At 73.3% G+C, this 24826-nt stretch carries 20 protein-coding genes; 14 read left to right on the forward strand and 6 right to left on the reverse strand.

Annotated elements, in window-relative coordinates:
* The first annotated feature begins 35 nt into the window (after positions 1-35).
* Entirely contained in the window at positions 36-1958 is a 1923-nt protein-coding gene (locus ACOWU6_RS00120; RefSeq protein WP_324014235.1) for a BglG family transcription antiterminator, read from the forward strand.
* Positions 1959-2041: 83 nt separating this feature from the next.
* Here the strand turns inward: ACOWU6_RS00120 and ACOWU6_RS00125 are convergent, their stop codons facing one another.
* Positions 2042-3697: a phospho-sugar mutase gene (locus ACOWU6_RS00125; protein ID WP_421074306.1), complete on the reverse strand. Its 1656-nt coding sequence runs from the start codon at positions 3695-3697 to the stop codon at positions 2042-2044.
* On the reverse strand, positions 3697-4527 hold the full coding sequence (locus ACOWU6_RS00130; protein WP_282979672.1) for a purine-nucleoside phosphorylase: 831 nt from the start codon (positions 4525-4527) through the stop codon (positions 3697-3699). Before ACOWU6_RS00130 ends, ACOWU6_RS00125 begins: the two co-directional genes overlap by 1 nt.
* Before the next feature lie 69 nt (positions 4528-4596).
* Between ACOWU6_RS00130 and ACOWU6_RS00135 the strand changes: the two genes are divergently transcribed.
* The 9 genes from ACOWU6_RS00135 (at position 4597) to ACOWU6_RS00175 (ending at position 15897) form a co-directional block, all read left to right on the forward strand.
* Positions 4597-6036 carry an NAD(P)H-quinone dehydrogenase gene (locus ACOWU6_RS00135; RefSeq protein WP_271173848.1) on the forward strand — a complete coding sequence of 480 codons (1440 nt, stop codon included), beginning with the start codon at positions 4597-4599 and terminating at the stop codon, positions 6034-6036.
* A gap of 330 nt (positions 6037-6366) precedes the next feature.
* Positions 6367-7485: a pyruvate dehydrogenase (acetyl-transferring) E1 component subunit alpha gene (gene pdhA / locus ACOWU6_RS00140; protein ID WP_271173847.1), complete on the forward strand. Its 1119-nt coding sequence runs from the start codon at positions 6367-6369 to the stop codon at positions 7483-7485.
* On the forward strand, positions 7482-8501 hold the full coding sequence (locus ACOWU6_RS00145) for an alpha-ketoacid dehydrogenase subunit beta (protein ID WP_271173846.1): 1020 nt from the start codon (positions 7482-7484) through the stop codon (positions 8499-8501). The genes pdhA and ACOWU6_RS00145 overlap by 4 nt, the downstream gene beginning before the upstream one ends.
* Positions 8498-9811: a dihydrolipoamide acetyltransferase family protein gene (locus ACOWU6_RS00150; protein WP_421074307.1), complete on the forward strand. Its 1314-nt coding sequence runs from the start codon at positions 8498-8500 to the stop codon at positions 9809-9811. The genes ACOWU6_RS00145 and ACOWU6_RS00150 overlap by 4 nt, the downstream gene beginning before the upstream one ends.
* Positions 9812-9882: 71 nt before the next feature.
* Positions 9883-11427 (forward strand): carboxyl transferase domain-containing protein, encoded by a 1545-nt coding sequence (locus tag ACOWU6_RS00155; RefSeq protein WP_421074542.1) that lies wholly within the window; start codon positions 9883-9885, stop codon positions 11425-11427.
* Between the two features lie 5 nt (positions 11428-11432).
* A complete protein-coding gene (locus ACOWU6_RS00160) occupies positions 11433-13376 on the forward strand; it encodes a biotin carboxylase N-terminal domain-containing protein (RefSeq protein ID WP_421074308.1) in 1944 nt (647 codons plus the stop codon).
* Positions 13373-13849, forward strand: coding sequence for a MaoC family dehydratase (locus ACOWU6_RS00165; RefSeq protein WP_271173842.1), 477 nt, complete (start codon positions 13373-13375; stop codon positions 13847-13849). The genes ACOWU6_RS00160 and ACOWU6_RS00165 overlap by 4 nt, the downstream gene beginning before the upstream one ends.
* A complete protein-coding gene (locus tag ACOWU6_RS00170) occupies positions 13846-14673 on the forward strand; it encodes an HpcH/HpaI aldolase/citrate lyase family protein (protein ID WP_421074309.1) in 828 nt (275 codons plus the stop codon). The genes ACOWU6_RS00165 and ACOWU6_RS00170 overlap by 4 nt, the downstream gene beginning before the upstream one ends.
* A 57-nt stretch (positions 14674-14730) precedes the next feature.
* On the forward strand, positions 14731-15897 hold the full coding sequence (locus ACOWU6_RS00175) for an acyl-CoA dehydrogenase family protein (protein WP_271173957.1): 1167 nt from the start codon (positions 14731-14733) through the stop codon (positions 15895-15897).
* A gap of 76 nt (positions 15898-15973) precedes the next feature.
* Here ACOWU6_RS00175 and ACOWU6_RS00180 read toward each other — a convergent pair whose 3' ends face one another.
* Together ACOWU6_RS00180 and ACOWU6_RS00185 are read right to left on the reverse strand one after the other, a co-directional pair.
* Entirely contained in the window at positions 15974-17743 is a 1770-nt protein-coding gene (locus tag ACOWU6_RS00180; protein WP_282979660.1) for an acetyl/propionyl/methylcrotonyl-CoA carboxylase subunit alpha, read from the reverse strand.
* A 78-nt stretch (positions 17744-17821) separates the two neighbouring features.
* Positions 17822-18475: a Maf family protein gene (locus ACOWU6_RS00185; RefSeq protein WP_271173839.1), complete on the reverse strand. Its 654-nt coding sequence runs from the start codon at positions 18473-18475 to the stop codon at positions 17822-17824.
* 48 nt (positions 18476-18523) lie between these two features.
* On the opposite strand from ACOWU6_RS00185, the gene ACOWU6_RS00190 reads away from it, so the two are divergent.
* Genes ACOWU6_RS00190 through ACOWU6_RS00205 form a run of 4 tightly spaced genes read left to right on the forward strand, consistent with a single transcriptional unit; the run spans position 18524 to position 22785 of the window.
* A complete protein-coding gene (locus tag ACOWU6_RS00190) occupies positions 18524-19795 on the forward strand; it encodes a class I SAM-dependent RNA methyltransferase (RefSeq protein ID WP_421074310.1) in 1272 nt (423 codons plus the stop codon).
* A gap of 31 nt (positions 19796-19826) precedes the next feature.
* Positions 19827-20474, forward strand: coding sequence for a response regulator transcription factor (locus ACOWU6_RS00195; RefSeq protein ID WP_271173837.1), 648 nt, complete (start codon positions 19827-19829; stop codon positions 20472-20474).
* The gene (locus tag ACOWU6_RS00200) at positions 20474-21772 is read left to right on the forward strand and encodes a sensor histidine kinase (protein ID WP_421074311.1); all 1299 of its coding nucleotides are present in this window, start codon (positions 20474-20476) and stop codon (positions 21770-21772) included. Before ACOWU6_RS00195 ends, ACOWU6_RS00200 begins: the two co-directional genes overlap by 1 nt.
* Positions 21769-22785, forward strand: coding sequence for a hypothetical protein (locus ACOWU6_RS00205; protein WP_421074312.1), 1017 nt, complete (start codon positions 21769-21771; stop codon positions 22783-22785). The genes ACOWU6_RS00200 and ACOWU6_RS00205 overlap by 4 nt, the downstream gene beginning before the upstream one ends.
* 213 nt (positions 22786-22998) lie before the next feature.
* On the opposite strand, the gene ACOWU6_RS00210 is transcribed toward ACOWU6_RS00205, so the two are convergent.
* Positions 22999-23214 carry an acyl-CoA carboxylase subunit epsilon gene (locus ACOWU6_RS00210; RefSeq protein ID WP_271173834.1) on the reverse strand — a complete coding sequence of 72 codons (216 nt, stop codon included), beginning with the start codon at positions 23212-23214 and terminating at the stop codon, positions 22999-23001.
* Positions 23215-23227: 13 nt separating this feature from the next.
* A complete protein-coding gene (locus tag ACOWU6_RS00215; protein WP_282979738.1) occupies positions 23228-24799 on the reverse strand; it encodes an acyl-CoA carboxylase subunit beta in 1572 nt (523 codons plus the stop codon).
* Positions 24800-24826 lie beyond the last annotated feature (27 nt).

The following is a 24826-nucleotide window of genomic DNA, read 5'->3' on the forward strand; positions in this document are numbered from 1 at the left end:
CGCGACGTGATTGACTGTCGGAGGAGGAGGTGCGCGTGTCGAGACAGCGTCAGGATCGTCTCGTCGCGATCCTCCTCAGGGACGGCGGATGGATGACGGCCGCGGCGCTCGCCGACCTCCTCGGCGTCACGCCGCGCAGCGTGCGCTCGTACGTGACCGCCGTGAACGCGCGCGTGCCCGACCATCCGGTCATCGCCTCTGGCCCCGCGGGGTATCGCGCGCACCCCACGGGCGCCGCGCTCCTGCGCGAGCGCGACCAGCCCCCGCAGAGCGCGCCGCGCGACCGCCTGCACCGGCTCATCCATGCGCTCATCGATGCGGACGACGGCCTCGACGTGTACGAGACCGCCGACGCGTTCCACGTGAGCGAGGCGACGCTCGAGTCCGACCTCGCGCGCGTGCGCGCTCTCGTCCGCGAAGGCGGCGAGCTCTCCCTCGACCGCAGCGGGCCGCGCATCGCGCTCGTCGGCACCGAGCTCGCGCGCCGCCGCCTGCTGTCGTCGCTCGCGCACGACGAGATGGAGGACGGCGCGTTCGACGTGGAGGCGCTCCGCCGGGTCGCGGGATCGACCTCGGTTCCCGCCGAGGCGTTCGGGCGGTTCAAGTCCGCCCTCGCGGCCGAGCTCGGCGACCTCGGCTACTTCGTGAACGAGTTCGCCGTCGCCGACGTCACGCTGCACGTGTCGATCGCCGTCGATCGCGCGAGCCAGGGCCGCGCGCTCGAGACGGTGCACGGCACGCCGCCCGCCGAGCAGGAGCGCCTGGCCGAGGTGGTCGGGCGCCTCGCGGAGGCGGCCCTCGGGGTGACCCTCGGGCGCGGCGACCGCATGCACCTCGCCTCGCTCCTCCTCACGCGCGTCGTCGTGCCCGGAGCCGGCGCCGTGGGCACCGCGGGCGTCGACCCGGTCGTGGACGCCGCCGTCCGCGCGGCGGTCGCCCGGGTGTCGAACGAGTACCTCGTCGCGCTCGGCCGCGACGAGTTCGTCGAGCGGCTCGCGCTGCACGTGCAGAACCTCGCGCACCGCGCCCGCGAGCAGGCGTGGTCGCGCAACCCGCTCACCCGATCGCTCAAGACGACGTACCCGATGATCTTCGAGGTCGCCGTCTCGATCGCGGGGGAGCTGTCCGAACGGCTCGGCATGTCGATCCGCGACGACGAGATCGCGTACATCGCGATGCACGTCGGCGGCGAGCTCGAGCGCGAGCGGCGCGCCGAGACCCGCCTCACCGCGACGATCGTGTGCCCGGGCTACTACGAGCTGCACGAGCTCCTCCGCTCGAGCATCACCCGCTCCCTCGGGCAGGCGGTCGAGGTCACCGAGGTCGTCACGCGCGTCGACCCCGACTGGAAGGCGATCGACACCGACCTCGTGCTGACGACGATCGAGCCGCCCACGCCGTCTGAGAGCACGGTCCGCATCCGCCCGTTCCTCACCGACGGCGACGTCGAGCGCGTCATGCAGGCCGCCGCCCGGATCCGCCGGGGCCGCCGCCTGTCGCGGCTGCGCGCCGAGCTCGAGCGCTACTTCGACGCCGGCGCCTTCGTCCGAGGCCTCGACGACGCCCTCGGCGAGGAGGGGATCATCCGCGCCCTCGGCGCGCTGCTCGTCGAGCGCGGGGTGATCGACGACGCCTACGTCGAGGGCGCGATCGAGCGCGAGCGGATGTCGTCGACCGCGTTCACCGACGCCCTCGCGGTTCCGCATGCGCTGCGGATGACGGCATCGCGCACGGCCATCGCGATCGGGATCGCCGACCCGTCGGTCGCATGGGGAGACGGGCGCGTGCAGGTGGTCGCCCTCGCCGCGTTCAGCGAGAGCGACCGCGAGGCGTTCCAGACGGTGTTCGAGCAGTTCGTCGAGGTGTTCGGCGAGCGTGAGAACGTGCAGCGGATCATCCGCCGCGGCACCGACTTCACCGGCTTCCTCGACGAGCTCGTCGCGATCATCGGCCAGTAATACTCTGCGAGCTCCGGGCGCTCAGCGCCCGGACGTTGAGCGAGCGCAGCGAGACGAAACGCCGTGAGCCGCCGCCGGACGGCTCAGCCCAGGTCGAGCGCCTCCCGCACCGCTGCGTCGAGCGCGGACAGGCGGGCAGCGGCGTCCTCGGGGGAGTCGCCGCGCACGTCGAGGTACGCCTTGAGCTTCGGCTCCGTCCCGCTCGGGCGCACGATGACGCGCGAGCCGTCGTCGAGCGTGTAGCGCAGGATGTCGCCCGACGGGCCGCCGTCTGCGGGGTGCAGGAGGTCCTCCGCGCGCGTCACGGCGCGCTCGCCGAACGCGCTGGGCGGCGACTGGCGGAGCGCATCCATGATCCGGCCGATGATCGAGATGTCGTCGACGCGGATCGAGACCTGGCCGCTCGCGAAGTGGCCGATCTCCGCGGCCAGCTCGTCGAGCATCCCGGAGATCGTCGTCCCGCGGCCTCGCGCCTCTGCCGCGAGGCCGAGGACGGCGACGGCCGCCGAGATGCCGTCCTTGTCGCGTACGGTCTCGGGGTTCACGAGGTAGCCCAGGGCCTCCTCGAAGCCGAACACGATGCCCGGGGCGCGCGAGATCCACTTGAACCCGGTCAGCGTCGTGTGGAAGTCCAGTCCGTGCCGCTCGGCGATCGCTCCGAGCGCCGGCGACGACACGAGCGAGCAGGCGAGCGACGCCCCCGGCGTGCCCTCGGCGGCGCGTGCGGCCCGTGCACCCAGCAGCATCCCGATCTCGTTGCCGGTCAGCCGCCGCCATCCGTCGGGGCCCGGCACGCCGACCGCGAGCCGATCGGCGTCGGGGTCGTTCGCGAGGACGAACTCGGCGTCGTGCGCGGCTGCCGTCGCGAAGGCGAGGTCCATCGCGCCCGGCTCCTCGGGGTTCGGGAACGCGACGGTCGGGAAGGCCGCGTCGGGCGCGATCTGCTCCGCGACGACGGCCGGGGCCGGATACCCGGCGCGCGCCAGGATGCGCTCGAGCGTCTCCCACCCGACGCCGTGCATCGCCGTATAGGCCCAGCGCATCCCGGCGGCCGATGCGGGGGCCGGCGCGACCGCGGCGGTCGCGGCGACGTAGGCCTCGACGACCTCCTCGGCGGCGAGCTCGTACGCGTCGGAGCGCGGCAGGTCGGGAACGCGGACCTCGTCGGCGACGCGCTGGATGTGCGCGGCGATCTCCCGGTCGGCGGGCGAGACGATCTGCGCGCCCTCATCGGCCCCGCCGAGATAGACCTTGTACCCGTTGTCGTCGGGCGGGTTGTGGCTCGCAGTGACCATGACGCCCGCGTCGGCGCCGAGGTGGCGCACCGCGAACGCGAGGACGGGCGTCGGCAGAAGGCGGGGAAGGAGGATGGCGGTCAGCCCGGCCCCCGCGAAGATCTCCGCCGAGTCGCGCGCGAACACGTCGGAGTTGCGGCGTCCGTCGTACCCGATGACGACGCGGGGCCGGGCGCCATCCGCTGCGCGCTCGGACAGGTACGCCGCGAAGCCGGCGGCCGCCTGCGCCACGAGCACGCGGTTCATCCGCATGGGGCCCGCCCCGAGCTCTCCGCGCAGGCCGGCCGTGCCGAACGCGAGGCGCCCCGCGAAGCGGGAGGCGAGGTCCGCCGAGGCCGCGGCATCACCGCCCTCCGCGCGCGCGATGAGCCCGGACAGCTCCTCGCGGGTGACCGGGTCCGGGTCCTGCGCGAGCCAGTCGCGCGCGTGCGACAGGACGTCCATCAGAGCTTCCCCACGACCTCGGCGAGCAGAGCCGAGATCCGGCCCTCGGCCATCCGCCCCGCCTCGATGACCTCCTCGTGGCTGAGCGGATCGGGCGAGATCCCCGCGGCGAGGTTGGTGATGAGGGAGAACCCGAGGACCTCCATGCCGGCCTGGCGCGCGGCGATGGCCTCGAGGGCGGTCGACATGCCGACGATGTCGCCGCCGATCGCCTTCGCCATCTGCACCTCGGCGGGCGTCTCGTAGTGAGGGCCCCGGAACTGGCAGTAGACGCCGCTGTCGAGCGTCGGGTCGACCGAGAGCGCGATGTCGCGCAGGCGCGTGGCGTACAGGTCGGTGAGGTCGATGAACGTCGCGCCCTCGAGCGGCGAGTCGGCCGTGAGGTTGATGTGGTCGCTGATGAGCACGGGCTGGCCCGCGCTCCAGGTCTCCTTGATGCCGCCCGCGCCGTTGGTGAGCACCATGACCTTCGCACCCGTCGCCGCGGCGGTGCGGACGCTGTGCACGACCCGGCGGACGCCGTGGCCCTCGTAGTAGTGCGTGCGCGCGCCGATCACGAGCACGTGCCGGCCTGCGGGCGTGCGGACGCTGCGGAGGGTTCCGACATGCCCCTCGAGCGCGGGGCGCGAGAAGCCCGTGACCTCCGTCGCCGGGACGGTCGCGACGGTCTCGCCGATGAGCTCGGCGGCCTTGCCCCAGCCGCTGCCGAGGGTCACCGCGACGTCGTGTCGCTCGACCCCCGTGAGCCGCGCGATGTCGGCCGCGGCGGCCTGGGCGACCTCGAACGGGTCGGCGGGCGGATCGAGCGGATGTGCGCCTTCCAGAGTCATGGCATGAGCATAACGACCGGTCTCCGGCCGGGGTCGTGCCGATCTCGCAGGAAGGGGGAGAATGGAGGCATGGTCTTTGATTTCGAGCGGACGCAGCGCATCGCGATTCTGGGAGGCGGCCCCGGCGGCTACGAGGCGGCCCTGGCGGGCGCTCAGCTCGGCGCCGACGTGACCCTCGTCGAGCACACGGGCGTCGGCGGGTCGGCGGTGCTGACCGACGTCGTCCCGTCGAAGACGCTCATCGCGACGGCCGACGCGGCCCAGTCGATCGCCGACGCGGGGGAGCTCGGCGTGCAGTTCTACGCGCGCGGCGAGGACGGCAAGCCGCTCAAGCCCGAGGTCGCCATCAACCTCCTCGCGATCAACAAGCGCCTCCTCGCGCTCGCGGGGCAGCAGTCGGAGGACATGCGCGCGCAGCTCATCGAGGCCGGCGTCAAGATCATCTCCGGACACGGGCGCCTCGAGGGCGATGAGGCGATCGTCGTCTCGACGGGGCCGAAGGGCACCGACTTCGATCGCGTCGAGGCCGACACGATCATCGTGTCGGTGGGCGCGTCGCCGCGCGAGCTGCCCTCGGCCAAGCCCGACGGCAAGCGCATCCTCACGTGGAAGCAGCTGTACGACCTCGAGGCGGTGCCCGAGCACCTCATCGTCGTCGGATCCGGCGTCACGGGCGCCGAGTTCGCGTCGGCGTACATGAACCTCGGCGCGAAGGTCACGCTCGTCTCGAGCCGCGACCAGGTGCTCCCCGGCGAGGACCAGGACGCCGCGAAGGTCCTCGAGAAGGTCTTCACGCGCGGCGGCATGACGCTGCTCGCGAAGTCGCGCGCCGACAAGGTCGAGAACACGGGAGACGGCGTCACCGTCACCCTCTCCGACGGCCGCGTCGTCGAGGGCTCGCACTGCCTCATGGCGGTCGGCTCGATCCCGAACACCGCCGGCATCGGCCTCGAGGACGCGGGCGTCCAGCGCACGGAGTCGGGGCACATCCGCATCAACAAGGTGGGGCGGACGTCGGTGCCCAACGTGTACGCGGTGGGCGACTGCACGACGATGATGCCGCTCGCGTCGGTCGCGTCGATGCTCGGCCGCACCGCGGTCTTCCACGCGATGGGCGATGTGGCCATCCCCTTCGACACGCACAAGATCGCCTCGAACATCTTCACGAGCCCCGAGATCGCGACCGTCGGCTGGACGCAGCCGGCCGTCGACGAGGGCGAGGTCAGCGCCGAGGTGCACAAGCTGCCGCTCGCCTCGAACGCGCGCGCGAAGATGATGGGCGTCAAGGACGGCTTCGTGAAGCTCTACGCGCGCGAGGGGTCCGGCACGATCGTCGGCGGCGTCATCGTCGCGCCCCGCGCGTCGGAGCTCATCTACCCGATCTCGATCGCGGTCGAGCGCCGTCTCACGGTGGACCAGATCGCGCGCGTGTTCGCGGCGTACCCGTCGCTCGCCGGCTCGATCACCGACGCCGCGCGCGCCCTGCACCACGTCGACCGCCGGAGCTAGCGACCTCAGGCGCCGGCGCGGCGCGCGGAAGAGCCGGCCCCGGGATCGTCCCGGGCCGACTCTTCGCATGCCGCTCTCGTGCACGCGGCTCTTCGCATGCCGCCCTCCCGCATGCCGCCCTCGTGCATGTCTCACTCGTCGTGGGTTTCGGGGTCCCATAACGACGATAAGTGAGACATGCAGAGCCGGAGGGGCGGCGAGGAGTGAGCAATCTGCGGACTTCTGACGGATGTCATTGCTCGGTCTGCTGGGTCGGCGTAGCGTGAGCGGTGTCCGGACCAGGACGGCAATGACGCCCACAAGGCGCAGCGCGAACGAGGAGGTTCCGCGATGTCGATCGCCATTCCCGCACCCCGCAGCGAGCTGGTCGAGGGGCTCGACACCCCGCTCGGCGTCCTCGCCCCCGACGGCTCCCGACGCGCGTGCCGCACGCTCGACGAGCACCTGGCCGACCTCGACGAGACCGCGCTCACCGACCTCTTCGTCGACATGTCCCTCGTGCGCCGCGTCGACGAGGAGGCGTTCGCCCTGACCCGTCAGGGCGAGCTCGTGCTGTGGCCGCCGCTGCGCGGACAGGAGGCGGCGCAGGTCGGGGCCGCGCACGCCCTCCGCGAGACGGACTTCGTCTTCGGCTCGTACCGCGAGCACGCCCTCGCCGTGCTGCGGGGCGTCGACCTCGGCGACCTGCTGCGCGTGTGGCAGGGCCACGCGCTCTCGGGCTGGGATCCCCTCGCGCATCGGATGGCCACGCCCCAGATCATCATCGGCGCGCAGACCCTGCACGCGACGGGATACGCGATGGCGGTGCGCCGCGACGGCGGCGACGACATCGCGGTCGCGTGCTTCGGCGACGGCGCGACGAGCGAGGGCGACGTGAGCGAGGCGATGGTGTTCGCGAGCTCGTTCCAGGCGCCCGTGGTGTTCCTCTGCCAGAACAACCAGTACGCGATCTCCGAGCCGGTCCGCGTGCAGTCGCACGCTGCGCTCGCGCTGCGCGCGACGGGCTTCGGGATCCCGGCCATCCGCGTCGACGGCAACGACGTGCTCGCGGTCCTCGCCGCGATGCGCGCGGCGGCCGACCGCGCGCGTCGGGGAGAGGGGCCGACGTTCGTCGAGGCGGTCACGTACCGGATGGGCCCGCACACGACGACGGACGACCCCGGCCGCTATCGGGACGCCGACGAGGTCGACGCCTGGCGCGCGAAGGACCCGATCGACCGGCTCGAGCGCCACCTCGCCTCCGTCGGGGCGCCGATCGAGCACATCCGGGAGGAGGCGCGGATCCGCTGCGACGCGATCGCCAAGGAGATGCGCGCGGCCGTCGTGAAGGGCGAGGCACCCGCCCCGGAGAGCCTCTTCGACCACGTGACCGTCACGCCCACGCGTCGGATCCGGCGCCAGCGAGCCGAGCACCTCGCATTCGCGGCGAGCATCCAGGAGGAGCGATGACGGTCGAGACCCTCAGCCTGGGCGCGGCCGTCGGGCGCGCCCTCGCGGACGCGCTCGAGGGCGATCCCGACGTCGTCCTCATGGGCGAGGACATCGGGCGGCTCGGCGGCGTCTTCCGCGTGACGGACGGACTGCAGGCGCGCTTCGGCGCGGAGCGCGTGATCGACGCGCCGCTCGCCGAGTCCGCGATCGTCGGAACCGCGGTCGGCATGGCCTACCGCGGCGCGCGACCGGTCGTCGAGATCCAGTTCGACGGCTTCGTCTTCCCCGCACTCGACCAGATCGTCACGCAGCTGTCGCGCCTGCACTACCGCACGCACGGTCGGCTGCGGATGCCCGTCACGATCCGCGTGCCGTTCGGCGGCGGGATCGGCTCGGTCGAGCACCACGCCGAGTCGCCCGAGGCGTACTTCGCGCACACGCCGGGCCTGCGCGTCGTCACGGCGTGGAGCCCGCAGGAGGCCTACTCGACGCTGCGTGCCGCGATCGCGAGCGACGACCCCGTCGTGTTCCTCGAGCCCAAGGCGCGGTACTGGTCCAAGGGGGAGGTCGACACGGCGCTCGTGCGCGACCTCGACACCGCCGAGGTGCTCGTCCGCGGACGCGACGTCACGCTCGCGGCGTACGGGGCGGTCGTGCAGACGGCGCTCGACGCCGCCCTCGCCGCCCGCGACGAGGGGATCGAGATCGAGGTCATCGACCTGCGCTCCATCTCGCCGCTCGACGTCGACACGGTCGTGGCGAGCGTCGAGCGGACCGGGCGCCTCGTCGTCGCCCACGAGGCGCCCGCCGAGGTGTCGGTGTCGAGCGAGCTCATCGCGAGCGTCGTCGAGCGGGCGTTCGGGGCGCTCGAGGCGACCCCCGAGCGCGTGACCGGATACGACACGCCCTACCCGCCATCCGCTCTCGAGTCCCATTACCTGCCGAGCCTCGACCGCATCCTCGACGCGGTCGACCGCTCGCTCGGGCGCCGCTCGTCGCGGACGGGGCTCGTCCTCGAGGGGAGCGCGCGATGACCGCCGTCTTCCGCCTGCCCGACCTCGGGGAGGGCCTCACCGAGAGCGAGATCGTCGCGTGGAAGGTCTCCGAGGGCGACTCCGTCGCGCTCAACCAGGTCATCGCCGAGGTCGAGACGGCGAAGGCCGTCATCGACCTGCCGAGCCCCTACGCGGGCGTGATCCGCCGCCTGCACGCGAGCGAGGGCGAGACCGTCGAGGTCGGCGCCCCGCTCGTCGAGTACGACCTCGAGGACGCCGCAGAGGCGGCCGACCCCGAGCCCGCAGAGCCCGCAGAGCCCGCGGACGCCCCGCCCGCGCCATCCGCGGACGCCCCGCCCGCGGAGCCCGAGCCCTCCGCGGACGCCCCGCCCGAGCAATCCGAGCCGTCCGAGGAGCGGGTCGCCATGCTCGTCGGGTCGGTGCGGATGGACGGCGCGCGGCGCCCCACGCGCAGACCGCGCACGTTCGCGCAGACGCCGTTCGTGCGCGCGGAGGGGTCGCCCGCGCGCGCGTTCCCGCCGGTCCGCCAGCTCGCGAAGCAGCGGGGGATCGACCTCGCCGCGGTCACCGCGACCGGCGAGGGCGGCGTCGTCACACGCGCCGACCTCGATCGCGCGGCCGCCCACCCCGCTCCGCCGACCTCGCACCGCGAGCGCCTGAGCGGGCTGCGCCGGGAGACGGCCAAGGCGATGACGGCGTCGGCGCTCTCGGTCCCGCACGCCGCGTGCTTCCTGCAGGTCGACGTCACGGAGACCCTGCGCCTCGCTCGCGACCTCGCCGCAGAGGGCGGGGCGAGCCCGACGCTCCTCTCGCTCGCCTCGCGCGCCATCGTGCTCGCGGCTCGACGCACGCCCGGCGTCAACGCGCGCTTCGACGCCGACGCGGGGGAGATCGAGTTCCATCATCGCGTGAACCTGGGCATCGCGGTGGCGACCGACCGCGGTCTCGTCGTCGCGAGCGTCGACGACGCCGAGCGTCTCGACGCCATCGCGCTCGCCGGCGCCATCGCCGAGCGCGCGGCCGCCGCGCGCGACGGCTCGATCGGGCTCGCCGCGCTCACGTCGTCGACGCTCACCGTGTCGAACGTCGGCGTCTTCGGCGTCGACGGCGGCATCCCGATCCTCACGCCCGGACAGTCGGCGATCGTCGCCCTCGGCGCGGTGCGGCGCACGCCCTGGGAGCACGACGGCGACATCGCGCTGCGCGACGTCATGACGATCACGGTGTCGTTCGACCACCGGGTGATCGACGGCAGGGAGGCGAGCGCCTTCCTCGTCGACGTCGGGGAGATGCTCGAGCGACCGGGGCTCGCGCTCGCACGGGGGTGAGGATGGCCATGGAGCGGCTGACGACGACGGTGGACGCGGGCGGCGCGGAGGGCGCGGCGCGCGACGCGCGGATGCGCGAGCTCGTCGCCGACCTGCGCGCTCGGCTGGAGTCCGCGGCGCTCGGCGGCAGTGCCCGTGCGCGCGAGCGGCACGTCGCGCGCGGCAAGCTGCTGCCGCGCGAGCGCGTCGACCGGCTGCTCGATCCGGGCAGCCCGTTCCTCGAGCTGTCGCCGCTCGCGGCGAACGGCCTGTATGACGACGAGGCGCCCGCGGCCGGTCTCATCACCGGCATCGGCACGGTGTCGGGCCGCCGCTGCGTCGTCATCGCCAACGACGCGACGGTCAAGGGCGGCACGTACTTCCCGCTCACGGTCAAGAAGCACCTCCGCGCGCAGGAGGTCGCGCGAGAGAACCGGCTGCCGTGCATCAGCCTCGTCGACTCCGGCGGCGCATTCCTCCCGATGCAGGACGAGGTCTTCCCCGACCGCGAGCACTTCGGCCGCATCTTCTACAACCAGGCCACGATGAGCGCTGCGGGCATCCCGCAGATCGCGTGCGTCATGGGCTCCTCGACCGCGGGAGGCGCCTACGTGCCCGCCATGAGCGACGAGACCGTCATCGTGGCCGAGCAGGGGACGATTTTCCTCGGCGGCCCGCCGCTCGTCAAGGCGGCCACCGGCGAGGTCGTCTCGGCCGAGGACCTCGGCGGCGGCGAGCTGCACACGACGGTGTCGGGCGTGGCGGATCACCTCGCCGACTCCGACGAGCACGCGCTGCGCATCGTGCGCGACATCGTCGCGACGCTCCCGCCCGACCCGGCGCCGCCGTGGGAGATCGCCCCGCCCCGCGAGCCGGTCGTCGAACCCGAGACGCTCTATGCCGCCATCCCCGAGGATCTCCAGACGCCGTACGACGTGCGTGAGATCATCGCCCGCCTCGTCGACGCGAGCGCGTTCCACGAGTTCAAGGCGGGCTACGGCACGACGCTCGTGACCGGGTTCGCGCGCATCCTCGGCCACCCCGTCGGCATCGTCGCGAACCAGGGCGTTCTCTTCTCGGAGAGCGCGCTCAAGGGTGCGCACTTCGTCGAGCTGTGCGACCAGCGCGGCATCCCGCTCGTCTTCCTCCAGAACATCACGGGCTTCATGGTCGGCGCGGAGTACGAGCGCGGCGGGATCGCGAAGAACGGCGCGAAGATGGTCACCGCGGTGTCGTGCGCGCGCGTCCCGAAGCTCACCGTCGTCGTCGGAGGGTCGTTCGGAGCCGGCACCTACTCCATGTGCGGTCGCGCGTTCGACCCGCGGTTCCTCTGGCTGTGGCCCAATGCGCGGGTCTCGGTGATGGGAGGGCCCCAGGCCGCGAGCGTGCTCGCCACGGTCAAGCGCGAGCAGATCGAGGCCGACGGCGGCACCTGGTCCGACGCCGAGCAGGCCGCGTTCGAGGAGCCCATCCGCGAGCGGTACGAGCGCCAGGGGTCGCCGTACTACTCGACCGCGCGCCTGTGGGACGACGGCGTCATCGATCCCGCCGACACGCGTCGCGTGCTCGGCCTCGCCCTGGGCATCGTCGGCCGCGCGCCCCTGCCCGACGTCCGCTACGGCGTCTTCCGGATGTGAGGGCGATGTTCGACAGGGTCCTCATCGCCAACCGCGGAGAGATCGCGCTGCGGGTCATCCGCACGCTCGATCGGCTCGGCATCGCCTCGGTCGCGGTGCACTCCGACGCCGATGCCGACGCACCCCACGTGCGCGCCGCGACCGAGGCCATCCGCATCGGCCCCGCCGATCCGCGGCGGTCGTACCTCGACATCGAGGCGGTCATCGCCGCCGCGCTCGCAGCGGGTGCGCAGGCCGTGCACCCCGGGTACGGCTTCCTGTCGGAGAACGCCGCGTTCGCGCGGGCCTGCGCGGAGGCCGGCATCGTGTTCATCGGCCCGCCGCCCGGGGCGATCGAGACGATGGGCGACAAGATCCGCGCGCGCGCCGCGGTCGAGACGCGCGGCGTGGCCACCGTGCCCGGCATCGCCGAGCCGGGGCTCGACGACGCCGCGCTCATCGCGGGGGCGGCGCGCGTCGGCTTCCCCGTGCTCGTCAAGCCGTCGGCGGGCGGGGGCGGCAAGGGGATGCACCGGGTCGACCGCCCCGAGGACCTGCCCGCGGCGCTCGCGCAGGCGCGGCGCGAGGCGGCCGGCGCGTTCGGCGACGACACCCTCTTCGTGGAGCGCTTCGTGGCCGACCCTCGGCACATCGAGGTGCAGGTGCTGGCCGACGCGCACGGCGCGATCATCCACCTGGGGGAGCGGGAGTGCTCCCTGCAGCGTCGTCACCAGAAGATCATCGAGGAGGCGCCGAGCCCGCTCCTCGACGCGGCGCAGCGCGAGGCGATCGGGCGCGCGGCGTGCGAGACGGCCCGGGCCGTCGGGTACACGGGCGCGGGGACGGTCGAGTTCATCGTGTCGGGTGCGCGCCCCGATGAGCCGTTCTTCATGGAGATGAACACGCGGCTGCAGGTCGAGCATCCCGTCACCGAGCTCGTGACCGGCGTCGACCTCGTCGAGCAGCAGCTGCGCGTCGCGGCGGGCGAGCGCCTCGCGATCGCGCAGGAGGACATGCGGATGACCGGGCACGCGATCGAGGCGCGCGTCTACGCCGAGGATCCGTCGGCCGGGTTCCTGCCGACGGGCGGGCGGCTCATCGACGTCGCATGGCCGAGCAGCGCTCGCGTCGACGCGGGTGTCGAGGCCGGGACGGTCGTCGGCGCGCACTACGACCCCCTGCTCGCGAAGATCGCGGTCCACGCGGCGACGCGCGCGGACGCCGTCGCGGGTCTGCGCGATGCGCTCGCGCAGACGCACCTGCCGGGGATCGTCACGAACCTCGGCTTCCTCCGTCGACTGCTCGAGGTGCCGGCGGTCGCGGACGGCGCCCTCGACACGGGCCTCGTCGACCGCGAGGTCGACCGCCTCGCGGCGGAGACGACGCCCGACGCGGCCTTCGCAGCGTGCGCGCTGCACGAGCTGCCGCCGACGACGGGGGCGTGGGCCGCCGACGGCTGGCGCATCGGCGGGGCGCGGGGCGCACGGCTGCGCTACGCGGACGGCGACGCCGTCGCGACCGTGTCGATCGACATCCGTGCGACGCCGTGGCGGATCTCGGTCGAACGGGATGGCGCCGCGCGCCCGGTCGCGGAGGCCGACGCCCGCGCCGTGCGGGTGCTCGAGGACCCGGGGGACCCCGCGGGCGCGCTGTGGGCGGTCGGGCCCGACGGCGACGCGCGCGTCGCCCCGTACGCCCCGCCGCGCCGGGTGCGCAGGGGAGCCGCGCCCGCCCTCGCCTCGCCCATGCCAGGGACCGTCGTGGCCGTCCACGTCGCCGACGGCGCGGAGGTCGGCGAGGGCGCGGCCGTCGCGAGCGTCGAGGCGATGAAGATGGAGCACGTCCTGCGCGCGCCGGTCGCCGGGATGGTGCGCCTCGACGTCGCGGTCGGCGAGACCGTGTCGCGCGGCCAGCAGGTCGCGCGGATCCTGCTCCCTGCGGGGGCGTCAGACGAGGAGGGGACGCCGTGAGCGCCGAGCGCCGCATCACCCAGCGCGGGCTGTGGTTCGACGAGTTCGAGACGGGAGTCGTCTACGAGCACCGGCCGGGCCGCACGATCACCGAGGCCGACGACGTGCTGTTCACCACCATGACGATGAACACGCAGGCCCTGCACCTCGACGCGCACTGGGCGGCGCAGACGGAGTTCGGCGAGCGACTCGTCAACTCGATGCTCACCCTCGCGACGATCGTCGGGATGTCGACGGGCCAGCTCACGAACGGGACGATCGTCGCGAACCTCGGGTTCACGAGCGTCGAGTTCCCCGCCCCCATGCGGCACGGGGACACCCTCTACGGCGAGACGCGCGTGCAGGAGACGCGGCCCTCGCGCTCCCGACCCGGCCAGGGGATCGTGACCCTCGAGCACATCGGCCGCAACCAGGACGGCGTCGTCGTGGCCCGCGCGGTCCGTACGGTGCTCATGCAGGGGAGGCCGCGATGAGCGTCGCGCTCGGTCCCGCTCTGCTCTTCTGCCCCGCCGACCGCGCCGACCGGTTCGCGAAGGCGGCCGAGCGAGCCGACGCGGTGGTCCTCGACCTCGAGGATGCCGTCGCGCCCGACGCGAAGGACGCCGCTCGTCGCGCGGTGGTGGAGTCCGCGCTCGACCCCGCCCGCACTCTCGTGCGGGTCAACGACGCCCGAAGCGGACAGCTCGCCGCCGACCTCGACGCCGTGCGCCGGTCGTCGTATCGCGCCGTGATGCTCGCGAAGACGGAGGCCGCCGCAGACGTCGACGCGCTCGGCGACCTCGAGGTCGTCGCGCTGTGCGAGACGGCGGCGGGCGTCGTGCGCGCCGCGGAGATCGCGGCGCACCCGCGCGTCACGGCGCTCATGTGGGGCGCGGAGGACCTCGTCGCGTCGATCGGCGGAACCTCCAGCCGCACGCAGGACGGCGCCTACCGCGCCGTCGCGATGCACGCGCGCTCGGCCATCCTGCTCGCCGCGGGAGCCTTCGGGAAGGCGGCCGTCGACGCGGTGCACCTGGACATCGGCGACCTGGACGGCTGCCGCGCCGAGGCCGAGGACGCGGCCGCGAGCGGGTTCGCCGCGAAGGCCGCCATCCATCCGTCGCACGTCGCGGCCATCCGGGCGGCGTTCGCGCCCTCGGATGCCGACGCCGCCTGGGCGCGCCGCCTGATCGCGGAGTCCTCCGCGCACGGCGGCGTCTTCCGGTTCGAGGGCCGCATGGTCGACGAGCCGGTTCTCCGACACGCGCGCGCCATCCTCGCGCGCACCGCACGCGGGGCCACGAGCCCCGCCCCCTGAAGGGAGACGACGATGTCGCTCATCACGCCCACCCGCACCCCCGTCGACGGCACCGAGATGCTCGAGCCGGATCTGCAGGAGCTCGCGCGCACCGTGCGCGCGTTCGCCGACGACGTGGTCGCGCCCGCCGCGTACACCTACGACACCGAGCGCCGCCTCCCGCTCGAGATCATCGCCGAGATGGGGCGGATGGGGCTGTTCGGCCTGCCGCTGCCCGAGGAGTACGGCGGGCAGGGCAAGTCGTACCTGCACCTGTGCGTCGCGGTCGAGCAGCTCGCGCGCGTGGACCAGTCCATCGCGGTCACGCTCGAGGCGGGTCTCGGGCTCGGCGCGATGCCGATCTACCGCTTCGGCACCGAGGAGCAGCGCCGCGCGCACCTGCCCGCCCTCGCACGCGGCGAGGCGCTCGCCGCCTTCGGCCTCACCGAGGCCGAGGCGGGCTCCGACGCGGGGGCGACGAAGACGACCGCCACGCTCTCGGACGGCTGGTGGACGATCAACGGATCCAAGCAGTTCATCACCAACTCGGGTACGCCCATCACGAGCGTCGTGACGGTGACCGCCGTGACCGGCGAGCGCGTCGGGCGCGACGGACGGCGAGGGCCCGAGCTGTCGACGATCATCGTGCCGGTCCCGACGCCCGGGTTCACCGCGCTGCCCGCATACGACAAGGTCGGGTGGCACACGTCCGACACGCATCCGCTCGTGTTCGACGGTGTCCGCGTGCCCGAGGAGAACCTGCTGGGGGAGCGCGGCCGCGGCTTCTCGAACTTCCTCAGCGTGCTCGACGAGGGCAGGGTCGCGTTCGCGGCGCTCTGCGTCGGCGCGGCGCAGGGGTGCCTCGAGCAGGCCGTGCTGCACGCCAAGCGCCGCGTCGTCTTCGGGCGCCCGATCGGCGACAACCAGCACATCGCGTTCACGATCGCGCGGATGCAGGCCCGTGTCGCGGCGGCCCGCGCGGTCATGCACGACGCGGCTCGCCGCATCGACGCGGGGGCGCCGTTCACGACCCAGGCCTCGCTCGCGAAGCTCATCGGATCGGAGGCGGCGGTCGCCAATGCGTCGGACGCGACCCAGATCTGGGGCGGGTACGGGTTCATGAACGAGAACCCGGTCGCGCGGCACTACCGCGACGCGCGCATCCTCACGCTCGGGGAGGGCTCGACCGAGGTCCAGCTGGGGATCATCGCCCGCAGCCTCGGCTTCGACCGCGCCTTCGGCTGACCCGCCCACGCATGTCCCACGTGTTCCGGGTTCCGGGGGCGGATGGCCGGAACACGTGGGACATGCCCGGGGGAGATCAGCCGATCAGGAGGAGCTGGTGGCCCGCACCGACGGTGGCGCCGGGCGTCGCGTCGATCGAGCCGATCGTGCCGTCCTTGTGGGCGTGCAGCGGCTGCTCCATCTTCATCGCCTCGAGCACGACGACGAGGTCGCCCTTGACGACCTGCTGGCCCTCCTCGACGGCCACCTTGACGACCGTCGCCTGCATGGGCGACTTGAGGGCATCGCCCGAGGCGCCCGCGGTCGCGGTGCCGCCGCCGTGCTTGCGGCGGGACGAGGGGACGGCCGCGGGGCGGCCGGTCGCGCCGGGAGCCGTCACGACGCGGTCGGGCAGGCTGACCTCGAGCCGCTTGCCGTTCACCTCGACGACGACCGTGTGCCGGCTCTCGGCCGCGCGCGGCGCCTCGAGCTCGCCGTCCCACGCGGGGATGTCGTTCTCGAACTCGGTCTCGATCCAGCGCGTGTACACGCCGAAGACGCCGTCCTCCGCCGTGAAGGCGGGGTCGCGCACGACCTTGCGGTGGAACGGGAGCACCGTGGGCAGGCCCGCGACCTCGAACTCGTCGAGGGCGCGGCGCGAGCGCTCGAGCGCCTCCTCGCGCGTCCGGCCGGTGACGATGATCTTCGCCAGGAGCGAGTCGAACGCGCCCGAGACCTCGTCGCCCGCGGTGACGCCCGAGTCGAGGCGGATGCCCGGGCCGCCGAAGGTCTTGAACACGTGGATCGGGCCGGGCTGGGGCAGGAAGCCGCGACCGGGGTCCTCACCGTTGATGCGGAACTCGATCGAGTGGCCCTGCGGAGCCGGGTCGTCGTAGTCGATGGTGCCGCCGGCCGCGATGCGGAACTGCTCGCGGACGAGGTCGATGCCGGTGACCTCCTCGGAGACCGGATGCTCGACCTGCAGGCGGGTGTTCACCTCGAGGAACGAGATGGTGCCGTCGGCGCCCACGAGGAACTCGCACGTGCCGGCGCCCGTGTAGCCGACCTCGCGCAGGATGGCCTTGGAAGCGGCGTAGAGGATGGCGTTCTGCTCGTCCGTGAGGAACGGAGCGGGGGCCTCCTCGACGAGCTTCTGGTGACGGCGCTGCAGCGAGCAGTCGCGCGTCGACACGACGACGACGTTGCCCTCGGCGTCGGCGAGGCACTGCGTCTCGACGTGGCGGGGCTTGTCGAGGTACTTCTCGACGAAGCACTCGCCGCGGCCGAAGGCCGCGATCGCCTCGCGCGTGGCCGACTCGAACATCTCCGGCACCTCGTCGAGGGTGCGCGCGACCTTGAGTCCGCGGCCGCCGCCGCCGTAGGCCGCCTTGATCGCGATCGGGAGGCCGGCCTTCTCGGCGAACGCGACGACCTCCTCGGCCGTGTCGACGGGGCCGGGCGTGCCGGGCGCGAGCGGCGCGCCGACCTTCTCGGCCACGTGGCGCGCGGTGACCTTGTCGCCGAGCGCCTCGATCGCCTCGGGCGACGGCCCGATCCAGATGAGGCCGGCGGCCTGCACGGCGCGCGCGAACGCGGCGTTCTCCGCGAGGAAGCCGTAGCCCGGGTGCACGGCGTCCGCACCGGAGCGACGGGCGACCGAGAGGATCTTCTCGATCTGCAGGTAGGTCTCGGCGCTCGTGGCGCCCTCGAGGGCATAGGCCTCGTCGGCGAGGCGCGCGTGCAGCGCATCGCGGTCCTGGTCGGCGTAGACGGCGACCGAGGCGATCCCCGAGTCGCGGGCTGCGCGGATGATGCGGACGGCGATCTCGCCGCGGTTCGCGATGAGCACCTTGGCGATATCAGGCATGCGTTCCAGACTAGTCACGGTCGGACGCCGCCTTTTGAGTGACCCTCACAAAGTGCGCGCCGAAAGGTGTGCCGTTCCCTACGACGGCAGGCGGTTCCAGAGCGACGTCCACTCGACGCCGAGCTCTCGGACGAGACGGCGGACGGTCGAGAGCGACATGCCGACGACGGTCGACGGGTCGCCCTCCACACGCTCGATGAACGCACCGCCCAGGCTGTCGACCGTGAACGCGCCGGCCACGAGGAGAGGCTCGCCGGTCGCGACGTACGCGGCGATCTCGTCGTCGCTCACGTCCGCGGCGAACGACACCGAGGCCCGCGCGGTCGCGTGCGCCTCGACCGGCTCGGTCTCCGCGCGGACGCGGATGACCGCGTGGCCCGAGTGCAGGACGCCGGTGCGGCCGCGCATGCCCTGCCAGCGCGCCGTCGCCGCCTCGGGCGTATAGGGCTTGCCGTAGATCTCCCCGTCGAGCTCGAACATGGAGTCCCCGCCGATCACGACGCCGTCGAAGCCGGGGTGGACCTGCAGGACGCGCGCGGCGACATCCGCCGCCTTGCGGCGTGCGAGGACGAGGACGTGCTCGTCGGGCGGCAGCACCCGGCCCTCGCGCTCCTCGAGCTCGGCGATCGCCGCCTCCTCGTCGACGGCGGGGGCGATCGCGAGCGGCTCGATGCCGGCCTGGTTCAGGAGCATGAGGCGCGCGGGAGACGTCGAGGCGAGGCAGACCTGCATGGCTCCACGCTAGGCGATCCGCCAGGGGCGAGGTGCGACGATGGGAGCATGCAGACGGGAGACGTCGTCGACCTCGAGGTCACGGACATCGCGCACGGAGGCGTCTTCGTGGCGCGGCACGAGGGCAGGGTCGTCTTCGTGCCCGACGCCGTCCCCGGGGAGCGCGTCCGCGCGCGGGTCGCGGAGGTCAAGAAGAGCTTCGCGCGAGCCGAGGCGCTCGAGGTGCTCGACGCGTCGGAGCATCGCCAGCCGCACATCTGGGCCGAGGCCGACATCGCCCGCGACCCCGCCGACCGGGTCGGCGGCGCCGACCTCGGTCACATCGCGCTCGCGCACCAGCGTGAGCTCAAGGCGCATGTCCTCCGCGACGCGTTCGCGCGCTTCGCGGACGAGAAGGTCGACGTGGTCGTCGCGCCCGCCGCGGACGGCGACGAGACCGAGTCGGCGGATGGCACGGGCTGGCGCACGCGCGTCGGGCTCCATGTCGACGCGGATGGCCGGATCGGCCCGTTCGCCTCGCGCAGCCATCGCGTCATCGAGGTGGCGCACCACCCGCTCGCTGTCGCGGAGATCGAGAGCGCCGCCCTCGCGCTCCAGCGCGAGAAGCCCGGCCGGGTCGACCTCGTCCGGCCGGCCGACGGGCGCGTCCGGGTCATCCGCCGCCCGGATCGCCGGCGCACGCGGGGCGCGCAGCCGGCCCCCGCCCCCGAGGTCGTGGTCGAGCGCGTCGGCGACCGCGGCTTCCAGGTCGATGCGGGCGGATTCTGGCAGGTGCACCGCCTCGCGGCGCGGACGCTGCACGCGGCGGTCGCCCGTGCCCTCGACGACATCGCGCCGCACGGCCTCGACGCCGACGCGTGGCACCTCGACCTCTACGGCGGGGTGGGGCTCTTCGCCGATGCGCTCGCGTCCGCCGCGGACGGCGACGCCCGTCTCACGTCCGTCGAGTCCACGCCCCGCGCGACCGCGCACGCGCGCGAGAACCTCGAGCGCCATCCGCGCGCCGAGGCCGTGACCGCACGCGTCGAGCGCTGGCTCGGCGCGCTCGCCGCGGACGCGGAGCCCGCGGACCGCGACGCGCTGCGTCGGGGCGTGACCCTGCTCGACCCTCCGCGTGCGGGGGCGGGCCGCGAGGTCGTCGACGCGGTCGCCGCGCTCGAGCCGTCCGCCGTCGTCTACGTCGCCTGCGACCCGGTCGCGCTCGCGCGCGACGTGGGGCTGTTCCGCGCCCACGGCTACGCGCCCGAGCGCCTGGAGGCGTTCGATCTCTTCCCGAACTCGCACCATGTGGAGGCGCTCGCGGTCCTGCGCCGCGCGTGAGCCAGCGTCGTCTGGCGATAGGCTTCTCGCCATGACACGCGTGGCCCTGATCGACGATCACGAGTCGGTTCGTCTCGGGCTCGAGGCGGCGCTGCAGCGCGACGGCCAGGAGGTCGTCTACAGCGGCGTCTCGGTCTCGGCGTATCTCGCGTGGCGGGCCGAGACGAAGGCGCCGCCCGTCGACGTCGTGCTGCTGGACCTCACCCTCGGCGACGGCGCGACCGTCACCGAGAACGTCCTGCGGCTCGCGGGCGAGTCCTCCGTGATCATCCACTCCGTCGCCGATCGTCCTGCGGCGGTCCGCGAGGCGCTCGCGGCCGGCGCGGCCGGCGTCGTGAGCAAGTCGTCGCCCCTCGAGGACGTGCTGAGCGCCGTCCACACGACCGCGGGCGGCGAGCCCCTCAACAACGTCGAGTGGGCCAGCGCCGTCGAGGGCGACCGCGAGTTCGCCGACGCGCAGCTCGCCACGCGCGAGCGCGAGGTGCTCCGGCTGTACGCGGCGGGGCTCCCGCTCAAGGCCGTCGCCGACCGCCTCGGCATCGCGTACTCGACGGCCAAGGAGAACATCACGCGCATCCGCGTGAAGTACACCGAGGTCGGGCGCCCCGCCCCGACGAAGGTGGATCTGCTGCGGCGGGCGATCGAGGACGGCATCGTCGAAGCGCCCGCGGAGGGGTGATGTCCGCGGGCGGCACGCGCGGGATCCCCTCGGGACAGGAGGCGATCGCCGAGGCCTGGACGCACGTGCTGCCGCGCCGCACGGCGACCGCCGTCGAGATCGAGCGCGGCTTCACCTCCGCACGCATCGAGCGGGTCCTGCAGATCGCCGTGGCCCTCGCGTCGGCCCTCCTCGGCGTCCAGTCGTTCCTGACCGCCATGGGGTCCGACCTCGACCCGCTCCCGCGCACGCTGCTCACGGCCACCGTGTTCGCGTCGCTCGCGGCGATGATCGCCGCGTGTCTCGCGGGCCGGTGGGCGCGCCCCGCGGCCACGGTGTTCGCCTTCCTCTTCCCGCTCTCGCTGCTGCTGTTCTGGGCGCTCCCCGAGCCGCGGTACGAGCCAGCGGGAGGCCCCTGGGTCTTCTTCCTCCTCAATGTCGCGCCGGCGGCGGCCGCCCTCGTCTTCCCCGTGTCCTGGCAGCTCGTGTGGGTCGTCGTCGTCCCGCTGCTGTTCGCGATCGTCCGGCTCTCGCGCGGCGAGTTCTCGGCCGAGCACTGGCTGACGTCGGTCTACGACGTCTCCCTCTCGCTCATCGTCGGGGGAACCGCGGTCGCGCTCATCTGGATGTTCCGCAGTCTCGCCGCGGGTGTCGACGCCGCGCGCGCCGCCGCGATCGACCAGTACTCCCGCGCCGCCTCGGCCGAGGCCGCTGAGCAGGAGCGCGTCGAGGTCGCGGCCCTCATGCACGACAGCGTGCTCGCCGCCCTCATCGCCGCGGGCCGCGCGCAGTCGGATCGCGAGCGCCAGCTCGCCGTGTCGATGGCGCGCGAGGCGCTCACGCGCCTCGCGAACGCCGAGTCCGACGAGCCGGAGGGCAGCGACGCTCCCGTGACCTCCGCCTGGATCGCCTCGGAGCTCCAGGCGCAGGCGCGAGGGCTCGGCGTCGTGCTCGCCGTGGCGGGCGACGAGCTGCCCATGCCGGGCATCCCCGGCCGCGTCGCGCGCGCGCTCGTCCTCGCGGCCACGCAGGCCGTCGCGAACTCCATCCAGCACGCGGATGGCCGCGGCCTCGCCGTGCGCCTCACCGCGCGTCACGGGCGCATCCGGATCGTCGTGTCGGATGCGGGCCGCGGCATCGATCTCGCGTCGATCCCCGCCGACCGCCTCGGCATCCGGGCGTCGATCTTCGCGCGCGTGGCCGCGGTCGGCGGCGGAGCGGCCATCGAATCCGACGAGCGCGGCACGGTCGTGACGATCACCTGGCCCGCGGGCGACGACGACAGCCTCTACCGGCGCGAGGCGGAGGAGGCCCCGTGAAGGTCCGCAAGGTCCTCACGATCCTCGCCGCCGCGTTCTCGGGGTACCTCGCCGCGCGCGGCGTCTTCCCGACGCAGCCGGTCGACCGGCCCGGATTCCTCATCGCGGGCGTCGTGCTCTACCTCGGCGCGACCATCCTCGTGCTCGCCGTGCGCTCGGTCGACTCCGCGCGCCGCGACGTCGCGCGCCTGCCCGTGTGGGCGACCGCGTGCGCTCTCGCCGTGTCGGCCGCGATGCCGTGGGTCGTGACGGCCTGCGCGGACGAGAGCGCGCGGATGGCGCCGCACGTCACCTGGTACGTCGGGGGAGCGGGTGCTCTCATGACGATCGTCATGGTGCGCCGCCGCCCGATCTCGGCGTGGACGGGGATCGCGCTCCTCGGCGTGAGCAGCTCCATCCTCATGGGCATCGGGAACGCGCTCGCCTTCGGCCTCGTCGGGTCGTTCCTCTGGGTCGGGGTCGGCCAGCTCATGCAGATCTCGACCGACCGGGCGTACTCCGACACCGTGAAGCTCGCGAGCCTGCAGCAGGCGTCGGCGGCATGGCAGTCCGCGCAGCTCGTGCGCCGCCGCGAGCGGCGCGAGCGCGTGCAGTACGCCCTGCAGGTCGCCGCGCCCGTGCTCACCCAGGTGATCGCGTCGGGAGGCGCCCTCACCGACGAGCAGCGCGCTGCCGCCTGGCTCGCGGAGGGCGCGCTGCGCGACGAGCTGCGCGGGGCCCGGCTCCTCGACGACGACGTCCGGCGCGTCATCGCGACGCTCCGCGAGGGCGGCGCCGCCGTCACGGTCCTCGACGAGGGCGGACTCGACGACCTCGGCGACGACGCGCTGTCGGCCATCCGCGCCGAGCTCGCGCAGACGCTCGCGTCCGCGGATGCCGGCCGCATCATCATCCGCACCGCGCCGCATCCCGACATCGCCGTGACGGTCGTGGGGCGCGCGGCCGCGGGCGGTCACTCCGACGAGGACGCGGTCGCGCTGTGGCACGAGATCCGTCGGCCCGCGGCATCCTGAGGCGGGGAAAAGGAAAGGGCCGGGGGTGATCCTTCACCCCCGGCCGTGCGGACGGTTACCCGAAAACCGTCCGCGGTGTGCCGACTCGCCATCTGCTTACCCTGGAGCGGATGGGGCGGCCAACGCACAAGCGTTTCCATATCCAGTATGGAAAACCCGCAAGCCCGTGTCTGTAGGTATTTCGGGGGACAAGAACCGGCCCCCTGAGCGGTCTCAGCCGCCGAAGCGGCCCCAGCCGCCGCGTGCGAGCGGACGGCGGAGACGGCGCGACCTCGTCCACGCGTCGAACGACGGCGTGTCGTCGACGACGGCCGATGCCGCCTCCTGCGTGTAGGCCTCGGACACGACCGCGACGATGGCCGCGAGCTCCTCGTCGGTCGGGTTCCCGCGCACGACGTCGACGCGGGGGATGTCGTTCTGCTCGGACATGCGCCGTCTCCCGCTAGAGCGGGATGTTCCCGTGCTTCTTGGGCGGCAGCTCCGCGCGCTTGCCGCGGAGCGAGCGCAGCGCCTTCGCGATCGCCACGCGCGTCGCGGCCGGCTCGATGATGCCGTCGAGCTCGCCGCGCTCGGCCGCGAGGAACGGGCTCGCGACGTTGTAGGTGTACTCGTTCGCGAGGCGCGTGCGGACGGCGGCGACATCCTCGCCCGCCTCCTCGGCCTTCTTGAGCTCGCCGCGGTAGAGGATGTTCACCGCGCCCTGGCCGCCCATGACCGCGATCTCGGCGGTCGGCCAGGCGAGGTTGATGTCGGCGCCGAGCTGCTTCGAGCCCATGACGATGTAGGCGCCGCCGTAGGCCTTGCGCAGGATGACCGTGACGAGCGGGACGGTGGCCTCGGCGTAGGCGTAGAGCAGCTTCGCGCCGCGGCGGATGACGCCGGTCCACTCCTGATCCGTGCCGGGCAGGTAGCCGGGCACGTCGACGAGGGTGACGATCGGGATGGAGAACGCGTCGCAGAAGCGCACGAAGCGCGACGCCTTCTCGCCCGCGTCGATGTTGAGCGTGCCCGCCATCTGCGATGGCTGGTTCGCGATGATGCCGACCGTGCGACCCTCGACGCGGCCGAAGCCGATGACGATGTTCGGCGCGAACAGCGGCTGCACCTCGAGGAACTCGCCATCGTCGACCGTGCGCGAGATGACCTCGTGGATGTCGTACGGCTGGTTCGGCGAGTCGGGGATGAGGGTGTTCAGCTGCCGGTCGGCGTCGGTCGTCTCGAACTCGAACGCCGACTCGTACGCCGGCGCATCCGCCATGTTGTTGTCGGGCAGGAAGCCGAGGAGGGTGCGCGCGTAGTCGAGCGCGTCGTCCTCGTCCTCGGCGAGGTAGTGGGCCACGCCCGAGCGCGTGTTGTGCGTGTAGGCGCCGCCGAGGTCCTCCATGCCGACGTCCTCGCCGGTCACGGTCTTGATGACGTCGGGGCCCGTGACGAACATCTGGCTCGTCTTGTCGACCATGATGACGAAGTCCGTGAGCGCGGGGGAGTACACCGCGCCGCCCGCCGCGGGGCCCATGATGATCGAGATCTGCGGGATGACGCCCGACGCGGCGGTGTTCAGGCGGAAGATCTCCCCGTACTTGCCGAGGGCGACGACGCCCTCCTGGATGCGCGCGCCGCCCGAGTCGAGGATGCCCACGATGGGCATCCCGCCGCGCAGCGCGAACTCCATGATCTTGATGATCTTCTCGCCCGCGACCTCGCCGAGGGAGCCGCCGAAGGTCGAGAAGTCCTGCGCGTAGACGGCGACCGTGCGACCGTGGATCGTGCCGACGCCGGTCACGACCGAGTCGCCGTACGGCCGCGACCTCTCCATCCCGAACGCGGTCGTGCGGTGGCGCACGTACTCGTCGAACTCGACGAACGAGCCGTGGTCGACGAGCAGCTCGATGCGCTCGCGCGCCGTCAGCTTGTTCTTGGCGTGCTGCTTCTCCTGCGCCTTCGCCTCGGCCTGGACGACGGCCTCGTCGTAGCGGGCGCGCAGGTCGGCGATCTTGCCCTGGGTCGTGGACATGTCGGGTTCGGTCACGCGTTCCACCCT

It is taken from the genome of Microbacterium sp. SA156 (genome assembly GCF_049065455.1).
GTDB classification, from domain to species: Bacteria; Actinomycetota; Actinomycetes; order Actinomycetales; family Microbacteriaceae; genus Microbacterium; species Microbacterium barkeri.

Bases quoted from the DNA above. Each gene is read 5' to 3' on its own strand.
- ACOWU6_RS00175 (WP_271173957.1), top strand. From the start codon at position 14,731: ATGCTCGAGCCGGATCTGCAGGAGCTCGCGCGCACCGTGCGCGCGTTC.
- ACOWU6_RS00160 (WP_421074308.1), top strand. From the start codon at position 11,433: ATGTTCGACAGGGTCCTCATCGCCAACCGCGGAGAGATCGCGCTGCGG.
- ACOWU6_RS00125 (WP_421074306.1), bottom strand. From the start codon at position 3,697: ATGGACGTCCTGTCGCACGCGCGCGACTGGCTCGCGCAGGACCCGGAC.
- ACOWU6_RS00180 (WP_282979660.1), bottom strand. From the start codon at position 17,743: ATGCCTGATATCGCCAAGGTGCTCATCGCGAACCGCGGCGAGATCGCC.
- pdhA (WP_271173847.1), top strand. From the start codon at position 6,367: ATGTCGATCGCCATTCCCGCACCCCGCAGCGAGCTGGTCGAGGGGCTC.
- ACOWU6_RS00145 (WP_271173846.1), top strand. From the start codon at position 7,482: ATGACGGTCGAGACCCTCAGCCTGGGCGCGGCCGTCGGGCGCGCCCTC.
- ACOWU6_RS00150 (WP_421074307.1), top strand. From the start codon at position 8,498: ATGACCGCCGTCTTCCGCCTGCCCGACCTCGGGGAGGGCCTCACCGAG.
- ACOWU6_RS00185 (WP_271173839.1), bottom strand. From the start codon at position 18,475: ATGCAGGTCTGCCTCGCCTCGACGTCTCCCGCGCGCCTCATGCTCCTG.
- ACOWU6_RS00200 (WP_421074311.1), top strand. From the start codon at position 20,474: ATGTCCGCGGGCGGCACGCGCGGGATCCCCTCGGGACAGGAGGCGATC.
- ACOWU6_RS00135 (WP_271173848.1), top strand. From the start codon at position 4,597: ATGGTCTTTGATTTCGAGCGGACGCAGCGCATCGCGATTCTGGGAGGC.
- ACOWU6_RS00195 (WP_271173837.1), top strand. From the start codon at position 19,827: ATGACACGCGTGGCCCTGATCGACGATCACGAGTCGGTTCGTCTCGGG.
- ACOWU6_RS00215 (WP_282979738.1), bottom strand. From the start codon at position 24,799: ATGTCCACGACCCAGGGCAAGATCGCCGACCTGCGCGCCCGCTACGAC.
- ACOWU6_RS00170 (WP_421074309.1), top strand. From the start codon at position 13,846: ATGAGCGTCGCGCTCGGTCCCGCTCTGCTCTTCTGCCCCGCCGACCGC.
- ACOWU6_RS00210 (WP_271173834.1), bottom strand. From the start codon at position 23,214: ATGTCCGAGCAGAACGACATCCCCCGCGTCGACGTCGTGCGCGGGAAC.
- ACOWU6_RS00155 (WP_421074542.1), top strand. From the start codon at position 9,883: ATGCGCGAGCTCGTCGCCGACCTGCGCGCTCGGCTGGAGTCCGCGGCG.
- ACOWU6_RS00190 (WP_421074310.1), top strand. From the start codon at position 18,524: ATGCAGACGGGAGACGTCGTCGACCTCGAGGTCACGGACATCGCGCAC.
- ACOWU6_RS00130 (WP_282979672.1), bottom strand. From the start codon at position 4,527: ATGACTCTGGAAGGCGCACATCCGCTCGATCCGCCCGCCGACCCGTTC.